This window comes from Actinacidiphila polyblastidii, assembly GCF_036353415.1.
Classification (GTDB): Bacteria; Actinomycetota; Actinomycetes; order Streptomycetales; family Streptomycetaceae; genus Actinacidiphila; species Actinacidiphila polyblastidii.
This window is the reverse complement of the sequence record NZ_JAZEWV010000030.1, coordinates 40,103-66,764: the sequence shown is the minus strand read 5'-3', so window position 1 is coordinate 66,764 and position 26,662 is coordinate 40,103. Positions and strand designations below refer to the sequence as shown.

19 protein-coding genes are annotated in these 26,662 nt (G+C 73.7%); 4 read left to right on the top strand and 15 right to left on the bottom strand.

Annotated elements, in window-relative coordinates; all coding sequences use genetic code 11:
* Positions 1-8 precede the first annotated feature (8 nt).
* The 4 genes from V2S66_RS26610 to nrdR all read right to left on the bottom strand — a co-directional run bounded on the left by V2S66_RS26610 (position 9) and on the right by nrdR (position 5,426).
* Positions 9-1,085, bottom strand: a complete 1,077-nt coding sequence (locus V2S66_RS26610; RefSeq protein WP_330799203.1) for a sigma-70 family RNA polymerase sigma factor family protein — start codon at positions 1,083-1,085, stop codon at positions 9-11.
* Entirely contained in the window at positions 1,073-1,678 is a 606-nt protein-coding gene (locus tag V2S66_RS26605; protein ID WP_330799201.1) for a YdbC family protein, read from the bottom strand. The genes V2S66_RS26610 and V2S66_RS26605 overlap by 13 nt, the downstream gene beginning before the upstream one ends.
* Positions 1,679-1,864: 186 nt before the next feature.
* Complete coding sequence (locus V2S66_RS26600; protein WP_330799200.1) at positions 1,865-4,777, bottom strand: vitamin B12-dependent ribonucleotide reductase; 2,913 nt, start codon at positions 4,775-4,777, stop codon at positions 1,865-1,867.
* A gap of 136 nt (positions 4,778-4,913) precedes the next feature.
* The gene (gene nrdR / locus V2S66_RS26595) at positions 4,914-5,426 is read right to left on the bottom strand and encodes a transcriptional regulator NrdR (protein WP_330799199.1); all 513 of its coding nucleotides are present in this window, start codon (positions 5,424-5,426) and stop codon (positions 4,914-4,916) included.
* A 607-nt stretch (positions 5,427-6,033) separates the two neighbouring features.
* On the opposite strand from nrdR, the gene lexA reads away from it, so the two are divergent.
* Entirely contained in the window at positions 6,034-6,813 is a 780-nt protein-coding gene (gene lexA / locus V2S66_RS26590) for a transcriptional repressor LexA (RefSeq protein ID WP_330799198.1), read from the top strand.
* 260 nt (positions 6,814-7,073) lie between these two features.
* Here the strand turns inward: lexA and V2S66_RS26585 are convergent, their stop codons facing one another.
* Entirely contained in the window at positions 7,074-9,077 is a 2,004-nt protein-coding gene (locus V2S66_RS26585) for an ATP-dependent DNA helicase (protein WP_330799197.1), read from the bottom strand.
* A gap of 232 nt (positions 9,078-9,309) precedes the next feature.
* Here V2S66_RS26585 and V2S66_RS26580 point away from each other — a divergent pair, with 232 nt between their 5' ends.
* A complete protein-coding gene (locus V2S66_RS26580) occupies positions 9,310-10,581 on the top strand; it encodes a serine/threonine-protein kinase (protein WP_330799196.1) in 1,272 nt (423 codons plus the stop codon).
* Here the strand turns inward: V2S66_RS26580 and V2S66_RS26575 are convergent.
* Genes V2S66_RS26575 through V2S66_RS26555 form a run of 5 tightly spaced genes read right to left on the bottom strand, consistent with a single transcriptional unit; the run spans position 10,578 to position 17,494 of the window.
* A complete protein-coding gene (locus V2S66_RS26575; RefSeq protein WP_330799195.1) occupies positions 10,578-11,180 on the bottom strand; it encodes an FHA domain-containing protein in 603 nt (200 codons plus the stop codon). The two genes, V2S66_RS26580 and V2S66_RS26575, sit on opposite strands and share 4 nt — an antisense overlap.
* Positions 11,181-11,232: 52 nt before the next feature.
* Complete coding sequence (locus V2S66_RS26570; protein WP_330799194.1) at positions 11,233-12,996, bottom strand: IucA/IucC family protein; 1,764 nt, start codon at positions 12,994-12,996, stop codon at positions 11,233-11,235.
* A gap of 37 nt (positions 12,997-13,033) precedes the next feature.
* The gene (locus V2S66_RS26565) at positions 13,034-13,855 is read right to left on the bottom strand and encodes a GNAT family N-acetyltransferase (RefSeq protein ID WP_330799192.1); all 822 of its coding nucleotides are present in this window, start codon (positions 13,853-13,855) and stop codon (positions 13,034-13,036) included.
* Between the two features lie 40 nt (positions 13,856-13,895).
* Positions 13,896-15,902 (bottom strand): IucA/IucC family protein, encoded by a 2,007-nt coding sequence (locus tag V2S66_RS26560; protein WP_330799191.1) that lies wholly within the window; start codon positions 15,900-15,902, stop codon positions 13,896-13,898.
* 59 nt (positions 15,903-15,961) lie between these two features.
* Complete coding sequence (locus V2S66_RS26555; RefSeq protein WP_330799231.1) at positions 15,962-17,494, bottom strand: diaminobutyrate--2-oxoglutarate transaminase family protein; 1,533 nt, start codon at positions 17,492-17,494, stop codon at positions 15,962-15,964.
* Positions 17,495-17,694: 200 nt separating this feature from the next.
* Between V2S66_RS26555 and V2S66_RS26550 the strand changes: the two genes are divergently transcribed.
* Positions 17,695-18,906, top strand: a complete 1,212-nt coding sequence (locus tag V2S66_RS26550; protein WP_330799190.1) for a trypsin-like serine peptidase — start codon at positions 17,695-17,697, stop codon at positions 18,904-18,906.
* Between the two features lie 151 nt (positions 18,907-19,057).
* Here V2S66_RS26550 and hflX read toward each other — a convergent pair whose 3' ends face one another.
* The 5 genes from hflX to miaA all read right to left on the bottom strand — a co-directional run bounded on the left by hflX (position 19,058) and on the right by miaA (position 26,091).
* Positions 19,058-20,554, bottom strand: coding sequence for a GTPase HflX (hflX, locus tag V2S66_RS26545; RefSeq protein ID WP_330799189.1), 1,497 nt, complete (start codon positions 20,552-20,554; stop codon positions 19,058-19,060).
* Positions 20,555-20,854: 300 nt separating this feature from the next.
* Positions 20,855-23,107 (bottom strand): RelA/SpoT family protein, encoded by a 2,253-nt coding sequence (locus tag V2S66_RS26540; protein ID WP_330799188.1) that lies wholly within the window; start codon positions 23,105-23,107, stop codon positions 20,855-20,857.
* Between the two features lie 251 nt (positions 23,108-23,358).
* The gene (gene dapF / locus V2S66_RS26535; protein WP_330799187.1) at positions 23,359-24,261 is read right to left on the bottom strand and encodes a diaminopimelate epimerase; all 903 of its coding nucleotides are present in this window, start codon (positions 24,259-24,261) and stop codon (positions 23,359-23,361) included.
* A 194-nt stretch (positions 24,262-24,455) separates the two neighbouring features.
* A complete protein-coding gene (locus tag V2S66_RS26530; protein WP_330799229.1) occupies positions 24,456-25,061 on the bottom strand; it encodes a hypothetical protein in 606 nt (201 codons plus the stop codon).
* A gap of 97 nt (positions 25,062-25,158) precedes the next feature.
* Positions 25,159-26,091: a tRNA (adenosine(37)-N6)-dimethylallyltransferase MiaA gene (gene miaA / locus V2S66_RS26525; RefSeq protein ID WP_330799186.1), complete on the bottom strand. Its 933-nt coding sequence runs from the start codon at positions 26,089-26,091 to the stop codon at positions 25,159-25,161.
* 167 nt (positions 26,092-26,258) lie between these two features.
* On the opposite strand from miaA, the gene V2S66_RS26520 reads away from it, so the two are divergent.
* Complete coding sequence (locus tag V2S66_RS26520) at positions 26,259-26,483, top strand: antitoxin (protein WP_330799184.1); 225 nt, start codon at positions 26,259-26,261, stop codon at positions 26,481-26,483.
* The last annotated feature ends 179 nt before the right edge of the window (positions 26,484-26,662 follow it).

The following is a 26,662-nucleotide window of genomic DNA, read 5'->3' as shown; positions in this document are numbered from 1 at the left end:
CGATCAGACTAAAGGGCCGGAGGGGGTACCGGCGATCCGGCGCCCGATCGGCGCGCCCGCGCCACCGCGGCCCCCGCCGCCCCTGCCACCTGGGCCGGCACCGCGGCCGTCGCCCCCGCCGCGGCCCACTGCCGGCCCAGGTACGCCAGCCTGGCCGGATCGGAGATCGTACGGACCCCGACCACCAGCCGCTGCGGACCGAACTCGGGCACCAGGGCCCCGACGACGCCGGAGGTGACCGTCGCCACCACGGCCGCGTCCCCGTTGACCTCCGCGAGATTGCCCCAGGTGCCCATCGGCGCCTTCGCGAGCAGGCCCGCCAGGAAGCGGGCGACCTTCGCCACGCCCAGCACGGGGCGCCGCGGGACGCCGGAGCCGCCGCCGTCCGACCAGGCCACGACGTCGTCGGCGAGGAGCACCTCCAGCGCCTCCTGGTCGGCCTCGGTGGCGGCGCGCAGCAGCTCCTGCACGGCGGGCCGGCGGGCCTCCTCGTCGGCCGCCGTGCGCGCGGCCCCCTCGTCCTCCCTGAGCCGCTGCCTGGCCCGGTGCTCCAGGGCGGCGCACCGCGTCTCCGCCAGGCCGAGCACCGCGGCCGAGCCGGCCGGCCCGTACCCGAAGAGCTCCTGCAGGACACTGCAGGCCCGCTCGGCGGGAGGCATGCGTTCGAGCAGGACCAGGCGCGGCATGGACACCGCGGCGCGCAGCGCGGGCGTGCTCAGGGGGCCCAGCGCGCCGCCGGCGGTCAGCACGGGTTCGGGCAGCCAGGGCCCCGGGTGCGCCTCGCGCCGGGGACGGGCGACGTCCGCCCGGTGCAGGACGGCGGCGAAGACGGCGCGCACGAGCGCGTCGAGGTCCGGCGCGCCGCCGTCGGCCGCGGCGCCGTCGGGGCCCGCCGCGAGAACCTCCCGGACGACCTGCTCCGCCGCGGCGGCCGAGCCCAGCATCCGGTAGGCGGCGGCGAACAGCCGCACCGTCTCCGCCTGCCCCTGCCCCTGCGGGCCTTCCGCCGCGGCGCGCGCCCGCGCCGCTGCGCCCGCGGGCTGCGCGGGGATCGCCCCGCCGCCCTCGCCTCTCAGACCGTCCACGCCTCCACCACATCCACCACGTCGCCCGCCACGGACAGCACGTCGGCGTCCAGCTCGGCGCGCTCCGACAGCCGCGTCACCGCGGTCTCCCGGTACTTGCCGCGCTCCGTGGCGGAGTCCCACAAGGAGAGCACCAGGAAATCGCTCCCGGTCCCCTGGCCGAAGACGCCGCGCAGCATCCCGGGCGATCCGGCCATGGCGGGATTCCACACCCTCTGCTGCATCAGCGTGAAGTGCTCGGCACGGTCCGGCCGTACTTTGCACAGGGCCACCCGCAGCAGGTCGGCGTCGGAGAAGAGGGGCTCGAAGCCGACCTTCACGTCCAGCCGGTGCTCGAAGAGCCGCACCGCGAGCATCTCGAAGGTCTCGGCCTGCGCGGCCGCGATCCCGTCGTGCGGGCCGGCCATGAAGGCGTCGTACGAGCGCTGCCCGTCCCAGAAGGCGAAGAGGTGCGCCACCCCGGGCTGGGACCTGCTCCAGCCGCCCCCCTGGCCGCGGAACCCGGGCTGCTCCCGCAGCGCCGCCCACCCGCGCTGACCGTGGTCGAAACCCGGCCGATCGACGACGCCGCAGCGTATCCACTTCACCAACACCGCGCCATCGTAGTGGCGTTGCCAGCGCTCGGTGACCGGAGTCACCTTCGGGCGGCCGGTCTCGGCCCCTGCCGCGCGGCGGTCGGCCGGATCGCGTCCGCCGTGGTGGTCCCGGGGACGCCGACGGCGGGGCCGGGAGACAGCGAGGGGGGCCGTTCACCCGAACGGCCCCCCTCACGGGGTGGATCAGCTGCAGCCGCTGGTGGAGCCGCAGCCCTCGCACAGGTAGCAGCTGCCGGCGCGGCGCATCTTGGTGCCGCAGGAGAAGCACAGCGGGGCGTCGGCGTTCAGGCCGAGCTGGATCTCCAGCAGCTCCGTGGAGTTGTGCGCCTCCTTGGGTGCGGGCACCGCCGCGGCCGGCGTCTCGGCCGGGGCGGGCTTCGCCACCGACAGCGGCTTGGGGGCCTCGGTCTCGCGCGGCGCCGACTGGGCCAGGCCCTCGACGTCGACCTCGTCCTCGGCGACCTCGTAGGAGCCGGTGTCCAGGTGGCGCTGGCGCTCCTCGGCGGAGTGGATGCCCAGGGCGGAGCGCGTCTCGAAGGGCAGGAAGTCCAGCGCGAGCCTGCGGAAGATGTAGTCGACGATCGACTGGGCCATCCGCAGGTCCGGGTCGTCGGTCATACCGGCGGGCTCGAAGCGCATGTTGGTGAACTTCGAGACGTACGTCTCCAGCGGGACGCCGTACTGCATGCCCACCGAGACGGCGATCGAGAAGGCGTCCATCATGCCCGCCAGGGTCGAGCCCTGCTTGGACATCTTCAGGAAGACCTCGCCCAGGCCGTCGTCCGGGTAGGAGTTGGCCGTCATGTAGCCCTCGGCGCCGCCGACCGTGAAGGACGTGGTGATCCCCGGACGGCCCTTGGGCAGCCGCTTGCGGACCGGGCGGTACTCGACGACCTTCTCGACCGCGGGCGCGGCCGACGCGGCGGGAGCCTCGCCGGTCGCCGGGGCCTTGCCGTCGTCCTTCTTCTTCGCCGACAGCGGCTGGCCGACCTTGCAGTTGTCGCGGTAGATGGCGAGCGCCTTCAGACCGAGCTTCCAGCCCTCGTAGTAGACCTCCTCCACCTCCTCGACGGTCGCCGACTCCGGCAGGTTGACGGTCTTGGAGATGGCGCCGGACAGGAACGGCTGGGCCGCCGCCATCATCCGGACGTGGCCCATCGCGGAGATCGCCCGCTCGCCCATGGCGCAGTCGAAGACCTCGTAGTGCTCCTGGCGCAGGCCCGGCGCGTCCAGCACGTTCCCGTGCTCGGCGATGTGGGCGACGATCGCCTCGATCTGCTCTTCCTGGTAACCCAGCCGCCGCAGGGCGGTGGGCACCGTCTGGTTGACGATCTGCATCGAGCCGCCGCCGACCAGCTTCTTGAACTTCACCAGCGCCAGGTCGGGCTCCACACCGGTGGTGTCGCAGTCCATCATCAGGCCGATGGTGCCGGTGGGGGCCAGCACGGACGCCTGGGCGTTGCGGAAGCCGTTCTTCTCGCCGAGCCGGATCACGTCCTGCCACGCCTCGGTCGCCGCCGCCCACACCGGGGTGTCCAGGTCGTCCGCGCGGTCGGCCGTGCTGTTGGCGTCGGCGTGCTGCTTCATGACGCGCTTGTGGGCCTCGGCGTTGCGCGCGTACCCGTCGTAGGGGCCGACGACGGCGGCCAGTTCCGCGGAGCGCTTGTACGACGTGCCGGTCATCAGCGAGGTGATGGCGCCGGCCAGGGCGCGGCCGCCGTCGGAGTCGTACGCGTGGCCGGTCGCCATCAGCAGCGCGCCCAGGTTGGCGTAGCCGATGCCGAGCTGGCGGAAGGCCCGGGTGGTCTCGCCGATCTTCTCGGTCGGGAAGTCGGCGAAGCAGATGGAGATGTCCATCGCCGTGATGACCAGCTCGACGACCTTCGCGAACCGCTCGGCCTCGAAGGACTGGTGGCCCTTGCCGTCGTCCCGCAGGAACTTCAGCAGGTTCAGGGAGGCGAGGTTGCAGCTGGAGTTGTCCAGGTGCATGTACTCGCTGCAGGGGTTCGAGGCGGTGATCCTGCCGGTCTCCGGCGAGGTGTGCCACAGGTTGATCGTGTCGTCGTACTGGATGCCCGGGTCGGCGCACGCCCAGGCGGCCTCGGCCAGCTTGCGGAACAGCGCCCGCGCCTCGACCTCCTCCATGACCTCGCCGGTCATCCGCGCCCGCAGGCCGAACTTCGAGCCCGACTCGTACGCCTTCATGAACTCGTCGTTCACGCGCACGGAGTTGTTGGCGTTCTGGTACTGCACGGACGTGATGTCGTCGCCGCCCAGGTCCATGTCGAAGCCGGCGTCGCGCAGCGCGCGGACCTTCGCCTCTTCCTTGACCTTGGTCTCGATGAACGCCTCGACGTCCGGGTGGTCGACGTCGAGGACGACCATCTTGGCGGCGCGGCGGGTGGCGCCGCCCGACTTGATGGTGCCCGCGGAGGCGTCGGCGCCGCGCATGAAGGAGACCGGGCCCGAGGCGTTGCCGCCGGAGGACAGCAGCTCCTTGGAGGAGCGGATCCGGGAGAGGTTCAGGCCGGCCCCTGAGCCGCCCTTGAAGATCATGCCCTCTTCCTTGTACCAGTCGAGGATCGACTCCATGGAGTCGTCGACGGACAGGATGAAGCACGCGGAGACCTGCTGCGGCTGCGCGGTGCCCACGTTGAACCACACCGGGGAGTTGAAGCTGAACACCTGGTGCAGCAGCGCGTACGCCAGCTCGTGCTCGAAGGTCTCGGCCTCGGCGGGGGAGGCGAAGTAGCCGTGCTCCTCGCCCGCCCTGCGGTAGGTCAGCACGACGCGGTCGATGAGCTGCCGCAGGCTCTGCTCGCGCTGCGGACTGCCGACCGCGCCGCGGAAGTACTTGCTCGTGACGATGTTGACGGCGTTCACCGACCAGAAGTCGGGGAACTCCACGCCGCGCTGCTCGAAGTTGATCGAGCCGTCGCGCCAGTTCGTCATGACGACGTCGCGGCGCTCCCAGGTCACCTCGTCGTACGGGTGCACGCCCGGAGTGGTGTGGATGCGCTCGATGCGCAGCCCCTTGGCCGCCTTCGACCCCTTGGTCCGCGCAGTGCGCGCCGGGCCGCTCGTCGTCTCTGTCATGCCGCCTCCCTGTACGGGCGAAAACGCCCAGATGTGCCCGGTTCTTCCCCGTGGCACGGTGATGTCTGCCGCCTCGGCGCCGCCTGGGCGCTCCGGCAAGTCCATGTCCCCTCGGGGACGCCTCGCGCCGCTGGGATCAGTCCGCGGCGGCCGCGGGCGCGGGGACCCCGAGGTCCTCGTCGAGCCCGCCGGGGGTCTTGGGTGGGAGCTGCTCGCGCAGCTCCGTGATGGCCGTCTCGAAGTCCTCGAGCGAGTCGAACGCGCGGTACACCGAGGCGAACCGCAGATACGCGACCAGGTCGAGGTCCTGAAGCGGGCCGAGTATGGCCAGCCCCACGTCGTGGGTCGACAGTTCGGCGCTGCCGGTCGCCCTGACCGCCTCCTCGACGCGCTGCCCGAGCTGGGCGAGCGCGTCCTCGGTGACGGGACGCCCCTGGCATGCCTTGCGGACGCCGGCGATGACCTTGTTGCGGCTGAAGGGCTCGGTCACGCCGCTGCGCTTGATCACCATCAGGGTCGCGGTCTCGACCGTGGTGAAGCGCCGGTTGCAGTCCGGGCACTGGCGGCGGCGGCGGATCGAGGCTCCGTCGTCGGTGGTGCGGCTGTCCACGACACGGCTGTCGGGGTGCCGGCAGAAGGGGCAGTGCACGGTCTTCCGCTCCCTTCCTCACCCGGGGGTGAGCGCATGACGAAACGCTTCAGCAGGGCCTGCGCAGGTCATGGCCGACCGGAGGAACCCGACCAACTGCCACTTCTACGACCACAACTTGTGGTGCCCGGGTCCCATCTAACCACTAGATGTGGGGTCCGCGTACAAGGGCCCCCCGACTGCGTGTCGCGACTTTCGCGCGTCGCGGGCCGCCGGGCGAGGCGCGTGCACGCACCGGGCTCGCGACGTCTCGCAGCGTAGGCGAGCGCCGGATGGAGCGCTTCCGCGAACACGCCGCGAGCGCCGGTGACAGACTGGGCGCCGTCGCCCGCGGGGGCCTCTCGCAGACCCGTCGCAGGCCCTCTTGAGGACCTCTCGGCGGCCTCTCGCAGGCCTCTCGCAGCCCTCTCGGAGGAAATCCGGCAATCGAACTTCCATTCGATCAATACACCCGGTACCTTGATCACGTCAGCGGATTTATGCAAATTCACTCGAACGTGTGTTTGGCGCAACCTTTCGAAACCCACTACCGTTGTACTAACTGCCCGTGCCGCGAGCGGGCCGACCGCAGTCCATGCGGTGGAGAACATCTCGAAAAGGGGCCGCCGTGACCACCGCCGCAGAGAGCGCCACAGCCACACTGACCGCCCAAGACCGCTCCCCGGATCGAATCGGCACGTTGGACGTGATGAACGAAGACAGCGCACCCAAGCCCGCACGCGCGCTTCCCGGACGCCCCCCGGGTATTCGCGCGGACAGCTCGGGACTCACCGAGCGCCAGCGCCGCGTTATCGAGGTCATCAGGGACTCGGTGCAGCGGCGCGGATATCCGCCGTCCATGCGCGAGATCGGCCAGGCCGTCGGCCTGTCCAGCACCTCTTCGGTCGCGCACCAGCTGATGGCGTTGGAGCGCAAGGGCTTCCTGCGCCGCGACCCGCACCGCCCGCGCGCCTACGAGGTGCGCGCCTCGGACGCCGGCCACCCGCAGCCGACCGACACCACGGGCAAGCCCTCGGCCTCCTATGTGCCGCTGGTCGGTCGCATCGCGGCCGGCGGTCCGATCCTGGCCGAGGAGTCCGTCGAGGACGTCTTCCCGCTGCCGCGTCAGCTGGTGGGCGACGGTGAGCTGTTCGTCCTCAAGGTGGTCGGCGACTCGATGATCGAGGCCGCGATCTGCGACGGCGACTGGGTGACGGTACGCCGCCAGCCCGTCGCGGAGAACGGCGACATCGTCGCCGCGATGCTCGACGGCGAGGCGACCGTCAAGCGCTTCAAGCGGGACAACGGGCATGTGTGGCTGCTTCCGCACAACGCCGCCTACCAGCCCATCGCGGGTGACGAGGCCACCATCCTCGGCAAGGTCGTGGCGGTGCTGCGCCGGGTCTGACGCCCTCGCCGCCGCTTCACCTCGGCTGCCGCCACCCCTCGGCAGCCGAGGACCCACGAGCCCCGGACCACCGCATGGTGACCGGGGCTCCGCCGTGTCGCCGCCGCACACACCGCGGGCCGGCCTGCGCCCTCCCCAGGCCCGCTCCAGGCCCCGCAGGCCCCGTGCCCCAGGTCCCTGGCGCAGGCCGATTGGCACAGGACACGGGGCTGGCGGCTGGGGGCCGGTGGGTGGCCGGTGGGCTCGGGGGGCCGGTGGGCTCAGACGGTGGCCGCGGCGTCGATCGCCGCCAGCGACTTCCGCACCTGGTTGCGGTCCGTCGTGTACCAGAACCCGGGCATCGAGGCCCGCAGGAAGCTGCCGTAGCGCGCGTTCGCCAGCCGCGGGTCGAGGACGGCGACCACTCCGCGGTCGGCGGCGGCGCGGATCAGCCGCCCCGCGCCCTGGGCCATCAGCAGGGCGGCGTGGGTGGCCGCCACGGCCATGAAACCGTTGCCCCCGTGCTCCTCGACGGACTTCTGCCGCGCGCTCATCAGCGGGTCGTCCGGGCGCGGGAAGGGGATGCGGTCCATGACGACCAGCTGGCAGTTCACGCCGGGCACGTCGACGCCCTGCCACAGCGACAGCGTCCCGAACAGACACGTCCTGGCGTCCTGCGCGAAGGTCTTGATCAGCTCGCCCAGGGTCTCCTCGCCCTGCAGGAGCACGGGATGCTCCAGCCGCCCGCGCATCGCCTCGGCGGCGGCCTGCGCGCCTCGCATGGAGGAGAACAGCCCGAGCGTGCGGCCCCCCGCCGCCTCGATCAGCTCGGCGAGTTCGTCCAGCATGTCCTCGCGGCTGGCGTCCCGGCCGGGCTGGGCGAGGTGCCTGGCCACGTAGAGGATGCCCTGCCGGGGGTAGTCGAAGGGCGATCCCACGTCGAGGCCCTTCCAGACCGGCACGTCCTCGCCCTCGGTTCCCTCGGCCGACAGCCCCAGTGAGGCGGCTACGCCGTTGAAGTCGCCGCCGAGCCTGAGGGTGGCGGAGGTCAGCACGACGGACCGCTCGGTGAACAGCTTCTCGCGCAGCAGCCCGGACACGCTCAGCGGCGCCACCCTCAGGGACGCCCCGAAGCGGTCGTGCCGCTCGCACCACACCACGTCGTACTCCGAACCCTGCACCAGGCGTTCCGCTACCTCGTGGACGTGCTCGACGGAGGCGAGGGCCTGCTTGCGGACCGCGTCCTCGTCCTGCACCGACTTGTCGCGGGTGTCGCCGAGCGCGGTGATCACCTGGCGGCAGGCGTCGCGCAACGCGGCCAGCGTGTAGCCGAGGTCCTCCGGGATCTCCTCCAGCCGGCCCGGCAGCGCGAGCTCCATGACCCGCTCGAAGCCCTCGCCCGCGCTCAGCAGGGCGTCGGCTGCCTTCTCGTTCACCAGTCTGGAGGCGCGCTTGACCGCGCGGTTGACGCCGATCGGGGAGAGCTCGCCGGTCGCGACGCCGGTGACGCGGGAGACCAGTTCGTGGGCCTCGTCGACGATCAGCACCTCGTGGCTCGGCAGCACCGGCGCGCCCTCGATGGCGTCGATGGCGAGCAGGGCGTGGTTGGTGACCACCACGTCGGCGAGCTTCGCGCGCTCACGGGCCGCCTCGGCGAAGCACTCCGCTCCGTAGGCGCACTTGGTGGCGCCCAGGCACTCCCGGGAGGTGACCGCGACCTGGCTCCAGGCGCGGTCGGAGACGCCGGGGGTCAGGCCGTCGCGGTCGCCGGTCTCGGTCTCGTCCGCCCAGTCGCGCAGCCGCAGCAGGTCCTTGCCGAGCTTGCTGGTCGGCGCCGCGGCCTCGAAGGGGTCGAAGAGGCCGTCCTCCTCGTCCTGCGGCACCCCCTCGTGGAGCCGGTGCAGGCACAGGTAGTTGGAGCGGCCCTTGAGCATGGCGTACTGCGGCTCGCGGCGCAGCAGCGGTTTCAGCGCCTCCACGGTGCGCGGCAGGTCCCGCTCCACCAGCTGCCGCTGCAGCGCGAGGGTCGCGGTCGCCACCACGACCCGCTCGCCGTGCGCGAGCGCGGGGACCAGGTATCCGAGGGACTTTCCGGTGCCGGTGCCCGCCTGGACGAGCAGATGGGACTGGTCGTCGACGGCGGCTTCGACGGCTCGGGCCATGGTGACCTGCCCGTCCCGCTCCACCCCGCCGACGGCGGAGACGGCGGCGTGCAGCAGGTCGGTGAGTTCTGGTGGGCCCTGCACCGCGGTCGCCGGCGGCAGGGGGCTGGTCGTGGCGTCCATAGGGGGGCCAGCCTACGGCGGCCCACTGACAACCCCGTCCCCTTCCCGGCGGGCGAACCGATACGGCACCGGTTTCGGGCGGGAAAGAGCACGGTCCGGCCGGGCCCGACCGTTCCCGGGGCCGGTCCGCCCGGCCGGTGCTAGCTTCTGGCCGTATGCGGCGTGAGAGCCGTGCGACGCCGCGGGTCCCGCACGGGGGGCGCGGCGGCGGGGGCGAGTGATTGAGGACGGGGTGTCGGAGGAGATCGGCGTCGGTACGGTCCTGCGGGGCCGCTACCGGCTGGAGGAGGTCCTCGGCGGCGGCGGTTTCGGCCGGGTGTTCGCCGCGCAGGACACGCAGCTCGGGCGCCGGGTCGCGGTCAAGGTGCTGACGCTGCGCGCCGAGTGGGCGGACGGCGAGCGCGTCGAGCGGCAGGGCCGCTTCCGCCGCGAGGCGTTCGCCGCGGCCGCGCTCAGCCATCCCAACGTGGCCGTCGTCCACGACGCGGGCGAGCACGCCGGCCGGCCGTTCATGGTGATGGAACTGCTGCGCGGCAGCGATCTGGGCCGCGTGCTGCTGGCGCGCGGCGGCCTGCCGGTCGCCGAGGTCGTCGCCTACGGCGCGCAGATCTGCGCGGGGCTCCAGCACGCCCACGAGCACGGCCTGGTGCACCGCGACATCAAGCCGGAGAATCTGATGCTGCTCCCGGACGGTGTGGTGAAGATCTGCGACTTCGGGCTGGTCTCGCAGCGGGACTCCACGCTGACCCGCTACACCGACCCCGCCAAGGTGCTCGGCTCCCCCGCCTACTTCTCGCCCGAGCAGGCGCAGGGCAGGACCGTCACCGGGCAGTCCGACCTGTACGCGGTGGGCTGCGTGCTGTACGCGCTGCTCGCCGAGGAGCCGCCGTTCTCCTCCGACTCCTTCGTGGGTTTCGCCTACCTCCACGTGCACGGGGTGCCTGAGCGCATCGAGCGCCGCCGACCCGACGTCCCGCCGGAACTCGCCCGGCTGCTGCACCAGCTGCTCGCCAAGGAGCCCCGGGAGCGGCCCTCGGGCGCCGGTGAGGCGGCCGCCAGGCTGCGGGCCCTGCTGCCTCCCGCAGGGGGCGCGCCGCCCAGCCCCACGGCCCTGGAACAGCGCTCACGGCAGCTGCTGTGGACGCTGCTGGAGGAGGGCGAGGGTCTGCTGCGGGCCGGCCGCCACACGGACGCGGAGAGCCGCTACTGGGAGGCGCTCCAGCAGGTGCTGCGGCAGGGCGCGGAGGGCGAGCCGGCGTCCTTTGCGGCGCTGTTCGGCCGGGTGAGGGCGCTGGAGGGCCTGAACGGCACTCCGGCGGTGGCGCGGCGGCTGCGGGAGCTGGCCGTGGAGACCGCCTCCTCGCTGGGCGCGGGGCATCCGCTGGCGCGCTGCGTCGCCGCCTATGCGGCGGCGCGGGCCGGGGCGCCCGGTGCGTCCGCTCCCGGCACGGACGGGCCCCGCCCCGGCTCGGCCTTCCCGGACGGTCACGCCGGGCCCTCCTAGGGCATGATGCGGATGGTGACGTCAGCGGCCAGCCGCACCTTGTCGCCGGGCCGCAGCGACGCGCGCTCCCTCGCCGTCAGCCGGTAGCCGTGCACGAACGTCCCGTTCGTGGAGCCCTCGTCGACGATCCAGGCCGAGCCGTCGAGCTCCACGCCCACCGTGGCGTGCAGCCGCGAGAGGTTGTCGTGGGCGGCGAGGAAGGCCACCGCGGGGCAGAACTGCGGCTCGCGGCCCAGCCTGATCTGCTCGCCGAGCTGGACGGCGACGATCTCACCACTGGGGAAGCTGAGCCGCAGGGCGCGTGCGGGGGCGTCCCTGCGCGTCTTGGCGGAGCGGGGCAGGGCGCCGGGGATGACGTTGATGATCCTGGTGTGCTCCGAGTCGGCGGCGGCCGCACCCTGCCCGGCCTGCGGCAGCGCGTCCGTCGCGTCGGGGTCGCCGCCTGCCCGCGCGTTCGGGCCCACCGGGCCCGCGGCCGGCCCCCGTGCGGCGGGCATCAGCGCGAACGGGACGAAGCACCCCCGGCACACCAGCTGGCCGGCCTGGGCGCCGGTCGTGCCGCACTCCGGGCAGGTCCCGGCGTCTGCCTGCGCGCGCATTCCGCCCCCCTTGCGTCCTTCCGTCCGGCCGCCCGGCCATCGTATCGGCCGGTCAGGGGGTGTGCAGCGGGTTGGGCACGCTGCCGTGGACGGCGGCGTGCGGGCGCTGCGCCCGGTCGCGGTATCCGTCGAGGTGCAGGCGGTTGCGGTTCAGGCACAGCCGCGCGATCCGCGCGGTGAGCAGGTCGAAGAGCGCGAACCGTTCCTTCAGCTCGGGAAAGCGGTCCTGGTGGCGGATGATCGCCTCCCGTACCAGCGCCCAGAAATCGCTTTCCGGCACGCCGAGTTGACGCTCGCACAGCGGCGCCAGATAGCGCAGCACTCCGACGAACAACCCCGAATGGATGAACTGCGGCAGGAATGCGGCCGGCTCGGTCAGCAGCACGGCACGAACGTCCGGCGGCATGCTGCGGTGTTCCGGCAGGGGTTCCGCCGAGACGTTGACGTCGTCGACGAAGTCCTTCACCGCGAGCCGCACCGGGACGTCGTGTTCGTCGAAGACCACGATGGCGTTCTCACCGTGCGGGGAGAACACCGTGCCATAGCGGTAGAGGAAGTGCAGCAGCGGCGGGAGCACCGCCGCGAACAGGTGCCGCAGCCATACCCGTGCGTCGAGTCCGGAGCGTTCGACGAGTTCCGCGGTGAACGCGCGGCCCGCGGGATCGGTGTGCAGGAGCGCGGCCAGCGTGCGCGGACGCTCGCCGGGGTCCAGATAGGCGGCGAGCGGCTCGCGCCAGATACAGCCGAGCAGTTCGCGGTACTGGTAGGGAACGGTGGGCAGCTGGTCGTACTGCGGGTGGGCGACGGTCACCGAGGCGACCTCGCCGAGCAGGATCACCCGGGCCTCGTCCCGCAGGAACCTGTCGTGGTCGCGCAGCCCGTGCACCCATGCCGTGACGGCCGGTGCGGCGAGGGTGCGCTCGGTGGGCAGGCCGCGCCAGACCAGGGTGTTCAGCACCGACAGCGGCAGTTTCACGGTGCGGCGGTTCGGGCGGCTGGCGTTGAGGAAGGTCCGCACGGACTGCTGCGGCAGCCGCAGGTCGTTGTCGGTGGTGAGGTGCATGATGGTGCCGTCGGCGATCGCGGGGGCGAACAGCGGCGCGACGACCTGGTCCCACTGCCACGGGTGCACCGGCAGCAGCAGGTAGTCGCGCGGGTCACGGTGCCGGTCGGCGATGGCGTGCCGGAAGGTCTCCAGCACGGCGGGGGCGAGTTCCTCCGCGTAGAGGAGTTCGGGGGTGGTGACGGTGCCGGTGCCGCGGAAGGCCGCGAGGTCGCGGTGGACGGCGATCCAGGGCAGCCGGACGGGTCTGCGGGCCTCCGGCGCCCAGCGGGCGGCGTCCGCGTCCGAGAACCCGATACGCCCCTTGTTCGCCACGAGCCAGGGGTGGCCGGTCTGGTGCCCTTCGAGTTCGGCGTAGTCCAGGTCGGCGAGTTCGGCTGCGGTCAGCGCCCCGGCGTCCAGTCGCAGGTCCGCGCTCAGCGTCGCGAGCAGCTCCCTGATCAGGTGGCCCGTGGTGTCGCCGGTGAGCCCCAGCACGGTCTCGTGGCCGTGGGCGAGGAAGTGCAGCGGATCGCCGGTGGGGGTGATGCTGTCCGCCTCCACCTGCCAGCTCCCGTACGCGCCCCGTCGCGCGCGGAAGCGGTAGGTGGTCGCGTCGTCGAGCGCGATCCGGTACGCGCCGGGTCCCGCGTCCGGGTCCGGCTCGGGCTCGATCACCTCCTCGTACGCGAACTCGGCGAGCATCTTGGCCAGCAGGCGGCGGGATGCGTGCTGCCAGCCGGCGGAGTCGGTCGGCGGGACGGGGGCGATCACGGTGGGCTCCTGAGGCGGTCGTTCCGAGGCAGTGGTTTCAGAGGCGATGGCGCAGCGCTCGGTCGCGGATCATCAGCGCGGCGCGCTTGCCCGGCAGTTCGAGCTCCAGGCAGAGGCGGAAACCGGCGGTGAGGAAGGCGGCGACGGAAGGAGTGTTGCGCAGGTCGGGTTCGGCGACGACCCGGGTGCAGCCGGGCCGGTTGTCCAGCACCAGGTCGGAGACGGCTCGCAGCAGGGTGCCGCCGAGGCCGCGGGCGCGGTCGGCGACGCCGCCGACGAGCAGGTGGACGCCGGTGTCGTGGGGCCTGGCCGGGTAGTGCCGGGCGAGCGGGTCGAGGTCGGCGCGGTAGAGCTCCCAGTAGCTCATCGGCACGCCGTCCAGGACGCCGAGGCACGGCACGCTGCGCCCGTCGCCGTCGAGCTGCGACCGCAGGTGCCGGTCGGTGACCTCCGGGTCCCCCGCCAGCTCCCAGAACTCGGCGACGGCCGGATCGTTCATCCACCGCGCGATCAGGTCGAGGTCGCGGTCCGGTTCGACCGGGAGGAGCCGGAAACTGCCGGCGGGTGTGGCAGCCGCGGGCCAGTCGGCGAGCCGGTCGAGCAGGTCCGAGTGGTCGGCCGGGTCCGGCCGGCGCGGCATGTCGGGCGGCCCGGCGGCGGCCACGGCCGGGCCCGCGCCGGCGGTCCGTGCCGCGGTCTGCTCGGCGGCCCCTTCCGCGCTCTGCCCGGCAGTCGGCCCGGTGGTCCGCTCGGCGCCTTCTCCGGCGGCCGAGAGCGGCATGGCGGCGAAGAGGGCGATGACCTCGGGGGGCAGTTTCAGGTCGAGGGTGTCCTCGGTGCTGGGGTCTGCGGACGGCATCGGACCTCCTTCCTCTTCTCGGCGGCGGGCGGGCGGCCGCTCAGCACGCGGTCGGGGCGGTCAGGGCCGCCGGCCCCGCGGGGTCGGTGGTGGCGGGCGGGGGCGCTGGCGCGGCGGCGGGCGCGGCCGGTTCCGCCGCGAGCACCGGATTGGCGATGGTGACGTACACGGACTGGGTGTCGACCGGGCCGACGAGTTCGTCCATGCCGTGCAGGCGGGTGAGCAGGTTGGCCTTGCAGCGCAGTTCGGGGCTCGTGAGCAGCCGCTCCGGGAGCCCGCTGCCGTGGCCCGTGGCGGTGCCGAGGAACCGCCTGAAGGCGGCCAGCAGCACTTCTTCCGCGACCAGCTCCTGGGAGCCGAAGGCGCCGATCAGCCCGAGCACGTTGTTGATGCCGAGGTAGTAGGCGAACCGCTCGTCGGCGACCTCGTCCGCGACGAAGGTGTCGCTGGCGGCTCCGATGCCGGGCAGGCGCCGTTCGAGGTCGGCGCGGCGGGACTCCCGGAAGTAGTAGCCCTGGTTGTCGCGGTAGCGTCCGCCGCGCGGCCAGCCCTCGGCGTCGAGCAGGACGAGCGTGTTCTGCTGGTGGGCTTCCAGGGCGACGCCGGCCTGCCCGTCGAGCCAGAGCACCGGCCGGACCACCGCGTCCAGATACCGCAGGAACCACTCGGTGGCGACGGCCGCGGCGGACCTGCCGGTGCGCTCGGCGAGGCGGTCGACGAGCACCGCGAGGTGCGAGCGCAGGGCCGGGGCGGGCAGCTCCGGCCAGGCCCGCGGCGAGGTGAGCCCGGCCAGGCAGTGCACCTGGTCGCCGAGGCCGAACGGGCTGTGCCGGAGCACCACGTCGAGCCCCTGCACGGGCCGGCCGTCCGGGCCGTCCACCCCGAGCCAGGCCGGGTCGCGCACGATGTCGAAGCCGGGATGGACGGCATGCCACTGTGCGGCCAGGCCGCTGCGCAGCAGCCGGTGCACCTCGGTGCCGCGCAGCAGCTCCTTGCGGAGGTTCTCGCGGCGGGAGTTGGTGATCCTCAGGCCGAGCGACAGTTTGAGCATCGCCGGGGCGCCGGCCCGGTAGACGGTGCGGACCGAGGACGTGGGGTGCCAGGGGTCGCCGAGCGTGCCGAGGTCGTGCAGCAGCCCCGCGTCGAAGAGCGCCCGCACGGCCGGCCGGTGACGGATGTCGCCGGCCTGCCAGGGGTGCAGCGGCAGCGGCGCGGTACCGTCGGGCAGCGCGAGTCCGGGGCCTGCCAGCGCGGTCAGCAGGGTGGCGGCCGGCACCGTACGCCCCCGCTCGGTCCACGCGGAGTCGTCGGCCAGCACCGCGCGGTCCACGGCGAGCCAGTGCAGCGGGAAACGGCCGTGCAGTTCGGGCGAGTAGGCGCGGCTCTCGGCGTCTGAGAGGCCCTCGCGTCCCTTGGGCGCGGGATGCAGCGGGTGGCCGAGGAGCAGCGCCTGCTCGGTGTCCAGGAAGGGCAGCTCCGGTTCGGCCGGTCCCGGGCGCCGGCGGCGCTCGGCGACGAAGACCGCGGTGCGCCGTACCGAGTCGGCCACCCGCCCGACCAGGTCGGCGCCTTCCGCACCGTCGCCGCCGCCCTCCCTGACCAGCAGCGCGGCCAGTTCGACGGCGGTCAGCGGACGGCGCGTCGCGCCATCGGACGGTGCGGGGGCGCCGAGAGCGTCGGCCGGGCCGGCCGCGTCGCCGGGAGCGGCAGTGCTCGGGCCCGAGGCGCTCGGGCCGACCGGGCTCGGGCCGGCGCCGACGCGGACCGGTCCGAAGCGGTGGTGGCCGGTGGCCGACCAGTGCCGGACGGCCGTCCACACGGCGGTTCCCGAGGCCGGTAGCGCCATCCGCAGCGTCCCGTCGGCCGGACGGCCGACTCCGGTCTCGCGCACCCAGCAGCGCAGCAGCGCCTCGGCGCCGGCCGCGTCGGCGACGCCGTAGGGCTCGTGGTGCGTCAGCGGGTCGGGGGCGGGGTCGGCGGTGCGGGTGCGCTGCGCGGGCACCGCGCCCTCGGGGGGCGCGGCAGGGGCGGCACTCGGTGCGGTCATGCCGGAAGCTCCACTGGTCGGTTCGGTCGGCCGGCTGCCGGGCTGCTCGCCGGCCGGGGTCATACGGCGCCTCGGCGAGGCGCGGCGCCGGACGCGCCGGCCGGGGCGCAGGTGGCGTCCAGCGGCAAGCCGCTGGACGCCGGGGGCCCGGTGTACCCGCCGGTGGGCGGCGGCCCGGCGTGGGTGCCCGTACGGCCGCCGGGGTGGCTGCCTGTGCGGGTGCCGGCGGCGGCCTCGATGGCGTCGCCCAGCCGTTCGAGCACCGCCTCGGCCTGCTCGTCGGTGATCGTCAGCGGCGGCAGCAGCCGTACCACCGCGGCGTGGCGGCCGCCGAGTTCGACGATCAGGCCGCGGCGCAGCGCTTCGTGCCGGACCCGGGCGGCCAGTGCCGGCGCGGCCGGGAGGGCGCCGTAGTCGTCGGGTTCGGCCTCGGTGTCGACGAGTTCCACACCGATCATCAGGCCGCGTCCTCTGACGTCGCCGACGCACGCGTGGTGGGCGGCGAGCCCGCGCAGGCGGCCGAGCATCCGCGCGCCGAGTGCCTCCGCGCGTTCGTGCAGGGCGTTGCGCCGCACGTACCGCAGCGTCGCGGTGCCGGCGGCCATGGCCAGCTGGTTGCCGCGGAAGGTGCCGGCGTGCGCGCCGGGCTGCCAGACGTCGAGCTCCTCGCGGTAGACGATCACGGCCAGCGGGAGGCTGCCGCCGATCGCCTTGGAGAGCACCATGACGTCCGGCACCACGCCGCTGCGTTCCACCGCCCAGAAGGTGCCGGTGCGGCCGACCCCGGTCTGCACCTCGTCGGCGATCAGGGGGATGCCGCGCGCCGCGGTGATCTCGCGCATCCTGCGCATCCAGGCGTCGGGCGCCGGGATGACCCCGCCCTCGCCCTGCACCGGCTCCAGCAGCATCGCCGCCGGCGGCTGCACCCCGCCCTTGGGGTCGTCCAGCAGGTGCGCGGTCCACCGTGCGGACAGCTCCGCTCCCCGGTCGCCGCCGGTGCCGAACGGGCACCGGTAGTCGTACGGATAGGGCAGGCGGGTGACGCGCGCGTCCGCCTCGCCGACCATGGCGCGCAGGAAGTTGTCGCCCGTGGCGGCGAGCGCCCCCGCGGTCATGCCGTGGTAGGCGCCGGAGAAGGCCAGCAGTCCGGCGCGTCCGGTGGCCGCCCTGGTGAGCTTGACGGCCGCCTCGACGGCGTCGGTGCCGGCCGGCCCGCAGAACTGGATGCGCCCGTGCTCGGCCAGTTCCCGCGGCAGCGTCTCGAACAGGGCGGTGGTGAACTCGTCCTTCACCGGTGTGGCGAGGTCCAGCACATGCAGCGGCGCCCCGGAGTCCAGCACGCCTCTGATGGCTTCGAGCACGACCGGGTGGTTGTGGCCCAGGGCGAGGGTGCCCGCCCCTGACAGGCAGTCGAGGTAGCGGCGGCCGTCGGCGCCCTCCACCGTCATGCCGCGGGCGCGCACCGGCACCACGGGCAGCGACCGCGCGTAGGTGCGGGCCGCGGACTCGCGCTGCGCCTGCCGGCGGAGGATCTCCTCGCCCGTGCCGAAGTCGTCGGCCGCTGCCGCCGGTTGTCCCGGCGCGCTGGAAATGGCCGCCACGTGTTCTCTCCTCCGGATCGCTTTCCCGTCGCCTCGTCCCCCGTCCGTACTAACGACGCGGTGACGAACCGATCACGGTCGGTCGCGAGAACTTTCCGTACGGAACCGCACTCAGCTCCCCGGCCGTCCCTGGGTCCGACGCAGAAGGAAGCGGGCGCGGAGCGCCGCGCCGTATCCCAGGGGGCCCGGCCATGCCGTTCACACACCGCCGCGGACGCCGGGCACCGGCGGTCGCGGTCGCCGTCGCGGTACTGCTCACCGGCACGGTCGCCGCCTGCGGCAGCTCCGGCGGCGCGCATCCTGAGCCCACGACGCCGAAACCGGCCTCCCGGGCGACCTCGGGACCGTCCGCGGCGGCCGATGCCCACCGCCTCGGGGTTCCCCGCCTGCCGGCCTCCCTGCCCACCAGCGCGCAGGACCTGAAGAAGTGGGAGCGGGCCTACCGTGACGGCGGCTGGCAGGACTGGGACCGGGCGACCTGGCTGCGCAGGGCGAAGGACTTCGTCAACCCGGTGGTCGACGGCCTGTGGAGCGACGACCGCATGAAGGCCGCCGACCAGGGCGACAAGCAGGTGCCGGCGGACCTGGGGGCCGACCGCGGCAGCACCGACCCGGAACCCGCTCCGGTCCCGGCCCGCCAGGTCACACCGCCCTACCACACCGGCGCGGCAGCGGTCGGGAAGCTGTTCTTCGACGGCCCGCAAGGGGCTCTCGTCTGTTCGGCGACGGTCGTGCAGGACCCCGCGCACCTCGGCAGATCGAACCTGGTCTGGACGGCCGGGCACTGCGTCCACGCCGGCAGGGACGGCGGCTGGTACCGCAACATCGCCTTCGTGCCCGACTACGACGACGCCGGTCGCAGCGCGGCGCAGCTCAAGGGCGCGTCCCGGGAAGCGCTGGCACCCTACGGCGTGTACTGGGTCGACTGGGCGAGCACCCCCGAGCAGTGGATCGCCTCGGGCTCGGAGCAGGGCGGCAGCGGGTCCGTGTACGACTTCGCGGTGCTGCACGTGACCCCGGAGAAGGGCGGCAGGTCGCTGGAGGAGGCGGTCGGGACGGCCATGCCGGTCTGGTTCGACGCACCGCCGATGCGGCAGATCGGCGTGATGGAGGCGTGGGGGTATCCGGCGGCACTGCCGTACGACGGGCAGCGGATGTACGTCTGTGCGGGCCGGCCTGGACGGCTGTCGCTGGACGGGCGGGACCCGGCGGCGTACCGCATCGGCTGCACGATGACCGGCGGCGCGTCGGGCGGCGGCTGGTTCGCCTCCCGGCCCGACGGCAGCACCGCGCTCGTCAGCGACACCTCGATCGGCACGCAGACCCACGTCTGGATCGCCGGGCCGCGGCTGGGACCTGACGCGAAGAAGGTGTTCGACGCGGTCAGCGCGCGGTTCCGCTGACCGTGCCGCGCGGATCGCTCCGCCCGGATCCCGCCGCCGGACCGGAGCGGACCGCGGACGGGTAAGGACCGGCCTCCCATGGAGGCCGGTCCTTACCCACGCGACGCGCGCACTTGCCGCGCCGAGGCGCCTCAGGGCGCCGTTCGGCGGGTCAGTGCCGGGCTGCGAGGGTGAACGGGGCGAGTTCCGCCGCCAGTTCCTCGTGCACCCGCACCTTGAGGAGGGTGCCCTCGCCGGTGTGCTCCTCGGAGAGCACCTCTCCCCCGGCATGCACCCGGGAGACCAGGCCGCCGTGGGTGTACGGCACCAGGGCCTCCACCTCGACGTCCGGGCGCGGCAGCTCCTCGTCGATCAGTTCCAGCAGTTCGTCGATGCCCAGCCCGCTGCGCGCCGAGACCACGATGGCGTGCTTCTCGTTGCGCAGCAGCCGCTGCAGCACGAGCGGGTCGGCCGCGTCCGCCTTGTTGACGACCACGATCTCGGGCACGTCGAGCGCGCCCACGTCGCGGAACACCTCGCGGACCGCCGCCAGCTGCTCCTCCGGCACCGGGTGCGAGCCGTCCACCACGTGCAGGATCAGGTCGGCCTCGCCGACCTCCTCCATGGTGGAGCGGAACGCCTCGACCAGGTGGTGCGGCAGGTGCCGGACGAAGCCGACGGTGTCGGTCAGCGTGTACAGCCGCCCGGTGGGCGTCTCGGCCCGGCGCACGGTCGGGTCCAGGGTGGCGAACAGCGCGTTCTCCACCAGGACTCCGGCGCCGGTGAGGCGGTTGAGCAGCGAGGACTTGCCCGCGTTGGTGTAGCCGGCGATCGCCACCGACGGCACCTTGTGGCGCCTGCGCTCCTGCCGCTTGAGGTCGCGGCTGGTCTTCATGTCCGCGATCTCACGGCGCATCTTGGCCATCTTCTCGCGGATGCGCCGGCGGTCGGTCTCGATCTTGGTCTCACCGGGACCGCGAGTGGCCATACCGCCGCCCGAGGAGCCGGAGCCACCGCCACCCATCTGCCGGGACAGCGACTGGCCCCAGCCGCGCAGCCTCGGCAGCATGTACTGCATCTGCGCCAGCGACACCTGCGCCTTGCCCTCGCGGGACTTGGCGTGCTGGGCGAAGATGTCGAGGATCAGCGCGGTCCTGTCGACCACCTTCACCTTGACGACGTCCTCAAGGTGGATGAGCTGACCGGGGCTCAGCTCACCGTCGCACACCACGGTGTCCGCGCCGGTCTCCACGACGACGTCACGCAGCTCGCGCGCCTTGCCCGAGCCGATGTAGGTGGCCGGGTCCGGCTTGTCGCGGCGCTGGATCACGCCGTCGAGCACGAGCGCGCCCGCCGTCTCGGCGAGTGCGGCCAGCTCGGCCAGGGAGTTCTCCGCGTCGTCCACGGTTCCGGTGGTCCAGACGCCGACGAGCACCACGCGTTCCAGCCGCAGCTGGCGGTACTCGACCTCGGTGACGTCCTCCAGCTCGGTGGAGAGTCCGGCGACCCGTCGAAGGGAGGCACGGTCGTCGCGGTCCAGCTGTTCGCCGTCGCGCTCCCCGTCCGTCCCGACACTCCAGGCGACGTCCTCTTCCATCAGGGCGTCGGCCCGAAGGCTCTCGGGGAGGCGCTGGCGGTTGTCCGAAGAGGAAGAAGGAATGGAGGTCATTGGATCCTTTGGTCGTACGGTCAGGTCGACGATCGCGTTCGCGCCGTCACTGTCGATGGTCGCATGCCCGCGAGGCCGGGTCACATGGGTTTCCCGCCGGGCACACACAGCCGGTATGCCCTGCCCGGTCGCCTGCGACACGCGGTTGCTTCCCCATACGGTTACTTCGGCACGCAGTTGCGTCGACAGGGCGGTTCACCAGTGTGAACGGTCGGCGCGCTCCCGGAATTCCCGGCCGCCCGCGCGTCACCGCCGGATGCCCCCCGCGCGGGCTGCCCGGGGCGCGCACGTCAGGGGGCCTCAGTCGCGGGTCGCGCCGGAGCCCACCGGCTGCGCCCGGTACACGTCGTAGACGCCCGGTACCGCGCGCATCGCCCGCATCAACGCGGACAGCGCCTTCCGGTCGGGCAGCTCCACGGTGTAGGTGTGCCGCACCCGGTGCTCCTGCGGCGGCTCGACCGCGGCGGAGACGATGCCGATGCCCTGGGCGGCGATCGCCTCGGTCAGGTCGGCGAGCAGCCGGGGCCGGCTGAGCGCCTCGGCCAGCACGGTGGCGCGGTAGCCGCCGGCCGCGGTGCCGTCCCGCCACCTGACCGGAACCGGGGCGCGGCCCGTCGCGGTCATGTGCGCGGCCGTCGGGCACTCGGTGCGGTGGACGGCGACGGTCCCGCCGCGGATGACGAAGCCGGTGACGCCGTCGGGCGGCACCGGCGTACAGCAGCGGGCGAGGCGGACCGCGGCGCCCGGCAGATCGGTGAGCGCCACCGGGTCGGCGCCGGGCTCCCCCCCACCGGCCCCTCCGCTGTCCCGGTCCGCCCCGGAGCCCTGTTCCGAGCCGGAGTCCTGGTGCGCGGTGTGCGCCGCGGCGCCCTCCGCCAGGGCCGCGAGCTGCGGGTCCTCCAGGCGGAGCGCCACGTCGGGGTCGTCCGCCGGGCTGGTGGGGTGCTGGGCGAGCCAGCGGGTGATCGCGATGCGGGCGGCCGGGGTGGCGGCGTGCTCCAGCCAGTCGGAGTCGGGACCGGAGGTGGCGGTGTCGTCCATCAGCAGGTGCAGCGTGTCGCCGTCGCGCAGCCGGGTGCCGAGCGGGGCGAGCCGGCCGTTGACCCGCACCCCGACGCAGGCGTGTGCGGCCTCGCCGTGCACGCCGTAGGCGGCGTCGATGCAGCTCGCGCCCGCGGGCAGCCGGAAGGTGCCGTGGGCGTCGGCGCCCTGGGTGGTGAAGACGGTGATCTCGCGGTCCTGGGCGAGGTCGTCGCGCAGCGCCGTCCAGAAGGTGTCCGCGTCGGGTGCGGCGCGCTGCCACTCCAGCAGGCGGGCGAGCCAGCCGGGCTGGGTCGGGTCCAGCCGCTCCCCCTCCGCGGCCGCCGAGCGCTCGGCGGCCTGCGAGACCTCCCCCGCGGCGTGCGGATCGCCCAGGGCGATCACCCCGGCCTCCGCGACCTTGTGCATCCGGCGGGTGCGCACCAGGACTTCGGCGACCCGGCCCTGCGCGTCGGCGACCGCGGTGTGCAGCGACTGGTAGAGGTTGAACTTCGGCGCCGCGATGAAGTCCTTGAACTCGGCGATCACCGGGATGAAGCAGGTGTGCAGCTCGCCGAGCACGGCGTAGCAGTCGGCGTCCTCTGCGACCAGCACCAGCAGCCGGCCGAAGTCGGATCCGCCCGGCTCGACGCCGCCCCGCTTGAGCATCAGCCGGTGCACGGAGACCGCGTGGCGGGGCCTGATGGCCACCTCGGCGGTGATGCCGGCCTCGCGCAGCACCGCGCGCAGGTCGTCGGCGACGGCGGCCAGCGGGTCAGGGCCGGCCGCGTGCGCCTCGATCATGGCGCGGGTGTTCGTGTACTCCTCGGGGTGGAGGATCGCGAAGACCAGGTCCTCCAGCTCGCTCTTGAGCGCCTGCACGCCGAGCCGCTCGGCCAGCGGGATCAGCACGTCGCGCGTGACCTTGGCGATCCTGGCCTGCTTCTCGGGCCGCATGACGCCGAGCGTGCGCATGTTGTGCAGCCGGTCGGCGAGCTTGATCGACATCACCCGCACGTCGCTGCCCGCGGCGACCAGCATCTTGCGGAAGGTCTCCGGCTCCGCGGCGGCGCCGTAGTCGACCTTCTCCAGCTTGGTGACGCCGTCGACGAGGTGCCCGACCTCGGTGCCGAACTCCCGCTCCACCTGATCGAGCGTCACCTCGGTGTCCTCGACGGTGTCGTGGAGCAAGGAGGCGGTCAGCGTCGTGGTCTCCGCGCCGAGTTCGGCGAGAATGAGGGTGACGGCGAGCGGGTGGGTGATGTAGGGCTCGCCGCTCTTGCGCATCTGGCCGCGGTGCGACGTCTCGGCGAGGACGTACGCCCTGCGCAGCAGCTCGATGGCGGTGGGGCCGGCCAGCGGATGGCGCGCGTGATGGACCTTGATGAGGTGCTCGATGGCGCCCGGCAGGCGGCTTCCGCTGCCGCCGCCCAGCAGCGCCACCCTGCTCAGGCGGCGCAGGTCGATCCGGCGCAGACCCCGCCTGCGGTCGTCGGCGGTGCCTGCCGCGTCCACCGCGTTGTCTGCGCTCATGGGGCCTCCGGCAGCGTGGACCGGCTGCGGGAGCCCTCCACGACCCGTGGGGCCGCGCCGGTGCTTGATGCTATCGAGCCCACCACGTGCGGCAGTCACGCTCTCGCCGAGAGTGATCCCCATCACCCGTTCGAGGGATGACAGAGCGAGCGGCCTGCCCGCATACGCCCGATTACGGCCACCCGCGATCGGGGGTACGCCGGCCGGGTGACGTCCGCCGCCCTCTCGCACGGCCCGCCGGCTGGCGCGCGTCAGTTCCTGACGGCCAGCCAGTCCGGGTCGATGGCGCCCTCGGCGACGATCACCGCGGGACCGGTCATCTCGACCTCGCCGTCGGCGTGTTCGGTGATCACCAGCCGGCCGCCGGGCACGTCGACGACGTAGCTGACGGGCTGTCCGTCCGCCGCGGGGTCCATGCCGTCGCGCCGGGCGGCGGCGACCATGACGGCGCAGGCGCCGGTGCCGCAGGAGCGCGTCTCGCCGGAGCCGCGCTCGTGCACGCGCAGCGCGACGTGGCGCGGGCCGCGGTCGACCACGAACTCCACGTTCACACCCTGGGGGTACGCGGACGCCGGGCTGACGGCGGGGGCGTGCAGCAGGTCGCCCGCCTGGTCGAGGTCGGCCACGAAGGCCACCGCGTGCGGGTTGCCCATGCTGACGTGGACGGCGGGCCAGCTGCGGTCGCCGACCGCGACGGCGACCGGGCCCGCGGGCAGCACCGCGCGGCCCATGCGCACCGTCACGTCACCCGGGGTGCCGTCCTCGGCGTCCTTGGCGAGGTGCGCCCGGCGCACCCCGGCGCGGGTGGCGATGGCGAGGTCGCCTGCCTCGGCGTGACCGGCGCGCTGGAGGTAGCGGGCGAAGACCCGGACGCCGTTGCCGCACATCTCGGCGACGCTGCCGTCGCTGTTGCGGTAGTCCATGAACCATTCGGCCTCGGCGGCCAGAGCGGCCGCCTCGGGGTGCGCGGCCGACCTGACGACGCGCAGCAGGCCGTCCCCGCCGATGCCGGCCCTGCGGTCGCACAGCCGCGCCACGTCGGCCGCCGACAGGTCGAGCCGACCGTCCGGGTCGGGGACGATCACGAAGTCGTTCTCGGTGCCGTGGCCCTTGAGGAAGGTCAGGGCGGCGGTTCCGTGGCGCGTTCCAGTCATGGTTCCGATCGTACGCGGCGCGTCGGACAACCGGCTGGCGGGAGGGCCGGGCGGCCGGACACCCGGCCCGCGGCGGGGCGGGGCCGGGGCTGGAGGTCCAGGGCGCGCCGCAGGCCCAGGGGCGGGCGGTCCCGGACGCGCGGGTGGGCTCGGCGCAGCCGCGCTCAGCCCGGCAAGGCTCGGCCCGGCAAGGCTCAGCGCAGCCGGGCGACGCGCCACACGGCGAGCACCGCGAGCAGCATGATCAGGACGGTGTAACCGGCGACGAACCGCCAGTCGGGGCGGGCGCCGGAGCCGCGGGGGGGCAGCCCCGGCCAGGTCTGGCCGAGCCGGCGGGCGGCCATCAGGCCCCACCCCGCGGCGCAGCAGCAGAGCAGCAGGCCGAGCATGGCCACCACCGGGCCCGCGTCCCCCGACTCGAAGGCCAGCGGGAAGGCGAACATCAGCGAACCGCCCACGGCGAGCGCGGTGATGGGCGCGAGCTGCCAGATCCGCAGCCGGCGCGGCGGCCGCAGCTCGCGGAAGGACTCGCCGTCCTCGATCGGCGGCAGGCCCTCGGCGGGGTCCAGGGGTTCCAGGCGTCCGAGGGAGCCGAGTGAGTCCAGGGACTCCAGCGAGCCCAGGGGGTCGCCCTGCTCCAGCGGTTCGAGCCGATCGCCGGGTTCGTCGGACTCCAGGGACTCCATCGAGTCCCGGGTCGCGCCCGGCTCGGCCACCGGCCGGGCCTCGTGCGGCTCGCGGGCTCTGCCCGCGTCCGCGGTGTCGCGCCCCTGGGGTGTGTCGCGCGGGCCGGCTGCCATTGCCACGCGCCCTCCCAAGTCTCCGACACCGTAGCTGGATGCTTGATGATGGCACGGGCGCGGTGGTGGTCCGCGGCCCCGGGGCGTCCCGATGCCATCACGTGATCAGGCTGTGACCGCTTCTTGGGGCGTGCTCGACCAACGACAGGGACTGCTCGGTGAGTTCCTCCCCGCGGGTGGTCAGCCACTCCACCCGCGGGTCGCGCCGGAACCACGACTCCTGCCGGCGCGCGAAGCGCTTGGTGGCCCGTACGGTCTCGGCGCGGGCCTCGTCCTCGGTGCGGTCCCCCGCGAGGAAGGCGAGGACCTGCTGGTAGCCGAGCGCCCGGGATGCAGTGCGGCCCTCCCGCAGACCCGCCTCCTCAAGGGCGCGGACCTCGGCGACGAGCCCCGCCTCCCACATCCGGTCGACCCGCAGGGTGATGCGCGCGTCCAGCTCGGGCCGCGGCAGCTGCACGCCGATCTGCACGGTGTCGTAGACCGACTCGTGGCCGGGCAGGTTCGCGGTGAAGGGCCGGCCGGTGATCTCCACCACCTCCAGGGCGCGGACGATGCGCCGCCCGTTGCTGGGCAGGATGGCCTGCGCCGCTCCCGGGTCGACGGCGGCCAGACGGGCGTGCAGCGCGCCGGGACCGCGCATCTCCAGCTCGGCCTCCAGGCGGGCGCGGACCTCGGCGTCGGTGCCGGGGAACTCCAGGGCGTCGATGGCCGCTCGCACATAGAGCCCGGAGCCGCCGACGAGGACGGGGACGCGGCCCTCGGCGTGCAGCCGGTCGATCTCGGCGCGGGCGAGGCGCTGGTAGTCGGCGACGTTGGCGGCCTGGGTGACCTCCCAGATGTCGAGCAAATGGTGCGGGACGCCGCCGCGCTCCTGCGGGGTGAGCTTGGCGGTGCCGATGTCCATGCCGCGGTAGAGCTGCATGGAGTCGGCGTTGATCACCTCGCCGCCGAGCCGCTGGGCGAGGGCGACGCCCAGGTCGGACTTCCCGGCCGCGGTGGGACCGACGACGGCGATGACACGGTTCTTCACCCGTCCAGTGTCCCAAAAGCGCCGGGGCGAAAAGCCCGGGTCACGAGTATGGTCGGAAGAAGTGAAGGACGTTTTGTGCTGGTTTGAGCCCTCATGGCCTGGGCCGGCAGGGTGCGACCGCGCACAGCGGCCCCTCCGCGGCCGTCATCTTCGAGGGAAGGTGCCAGATGAGCTTCATGGACACGCTCAAGGACAAGCTCGGCATGTCGAAGGGCAAGGCCGACGACATGATGCGCGAACACGGCGACAAGGTCGACCAGGGCGTCGACAAGGCCGGCCAGGCGGCCGACTCCCGGACCGGCGGCAAGTACAGCAGCCAGATCGACACCGGCGAGGACAAGGCCAAGGACGCCGCACGCAACTACGGCGACCAGGGCGGCGGCCACGCCTGAGCGATCCTTGAGCCCGACCAGGGCTGCCCGACCTGCTTGAACCCGGGACCGGCCGCCGTCACGGGCGGCCCGCACCGGACGGGCCGCGGATTTCCACCATCCGCGGCCCGTCCTTTTTCCGGTCCTGGCGCCACCCGGACACCACGGCGGGCGGCCGCCGCCCGCGAAGACGGCCGCGC